Source organism: Aliterella sp. E5.1 (assembly GCF_057473825.1).
This window is the reverse complement of the sequence record NZ_JBYCCV010000355.1, coordinates 1-1,458: the sequence shown is the minus strand read 5'-3', so window position 1 is coordinate 1,458 and position 1,458 is coordinate 1. Positions and strand designations below refer to the sequence as shown.

Genomic DNA, 1,458 nt, shown 5'->3' with positions numbered 1-1,458 from the left:
TTGAAATTATACCAGAAGCTTTGCTACAAAGAAGGATTCATACGACTAGTCTTTGTGCAACAAGGGGTAATGCACAACTTCAATGGTCGCTTATACAATCGCAATTTAATATCAAACAATTAATTGGCAAAGAAATTGATTTAGAGGAAGTAAAGCATTTAAGGTATTTCTGGAATCCCCAAAATGGAAATATTAATGATCTTAAAAATGATAAATTTCAAAACATTAATTTTAGGCTAAAGGAAATTTATCAAGCTTTTATTATGCAAAGACAGCATCAAGATCTATCGAATAAATACCTAGCAAAGCAAATTCGTAGGCTAGTCAGCAAGCAATTTCTTTATTTGGCAAACATCAAGTTTTCAAATACTTTTACTTCAAAAGTTACTTTATATCGCTATTCATTAGCATGGGAGCCGGTTGCATTTATAAGTTTTTTTGTCAGGAAGTGTTTGAATGCAGTTCTAGTTGCACCATTAAAGGCTTCGGTGTTTGCTAGTACCCTTAAGTATAAACTTAAGTATTAATAGTAGCAGCAACAATTTCAAGTCCGATAATTTTAGTTGTCAGATTACAATATGTAGCTTGATTTTTTTTGTAAATATCTTAAGTGATAATGAGATTACTTAAAAAAGCTACCCCGAGCTTTAGAAAACGGGCGGGTCATGAACGTTTCGATAAAATCTTCTTTCTTCATATTCCTAAATGTGGTGGCACTTCAGTAAGTCATGCGATTCAAGACAGCTTTGGTTTTGACAAGAGCACTTATGGCTATCCCTTTTTTAGTTTAGATAGTAATGCTTCTCGAAAATGCTCAGCCTTATTCGATGACGATCTTATAGATTACAGGTTGAGGATTTTAGCTTATTATATGTCGCTCCCGCGTTACAAATATATTCATGGACACTTTAATTTTAGCAGTAAAATATTTCAGGAATTTAATAGTCAATGGAACTTTATTACAATCTTACGTGATCCTGTTGATCAATGGTTTTCTCAGTATTTTTATGATACAAGAACGGATTCTGAAGTTCCGATACTTTGTGACTTAGAATCCTTTGTTAGCACGGACAGAGCTTGCTTAATGGGTAACTCCTATGTACGAAAGTTAACTGATAGTAGCTTCTCGAAAAATGCATTTACTAATGACGCCGTACAACTAGCTATTAGCAACTTAAGTAAGTTTTCTCTTATCGGTGTTTTAGAAAGGCTTGACATCTTTGCTGATGCTTTTAACAACATATTTAAGAAAAAAATTGCTATTGATTATCTTAACGTCAATCCTATTCCTAAGTATAAGCAGCAAGAAGCAGTAACAGAGAATGTTCTAAATAAAGTTATAGAAATATGTCAACCTAATATCCAGATATACAATTTTGCTTTGGAAAGGCTAACAGGCATCAGATGTATGTAGTTTTCTGTTTTTAAAATCTCCCTTTTGCTTCTCGTTATTTTACT

General features: G+C 32.9%; 2 protein-coding genes. Both read left to right on the top strand.

Translation table 11 applies throughout. From position 1 onward, the window contains the following. A partial coding sequence (locus tag AC2VE5_RS27185) for a hypothetical protein (protein ID WP_486890648.1) occupies window positions 1-527 on the top strand: 527 nt, incomplete at its 5' end. An 89-nt stretch (window positions 528-616) separates the two neighbouring features. Then, window positions 617-1,414 carry a hypothetical protein gene (locus AC2VE5_RS27180; protein ID WP_486890647.1) on the top strand — a complete coding sequence of 266 codons (798 nt, stop codon included), beginning with the start codon at window positions 617-619 and terminating at the stop codon, window positions 1,412-1,414. Window positions 1,415-1,458 lie beyond the last annotated feature (44 nt).

Excerpts from the sequence above, each read along its gene's own strand:
- AC2VE5_RS27180 (WP_486890647.1), top strand. The coding sequence starts at position 617 with ATGAGATTACTTAAAAAAGCTACCCCGAGCTTTAGAAAACGGGCGGGT.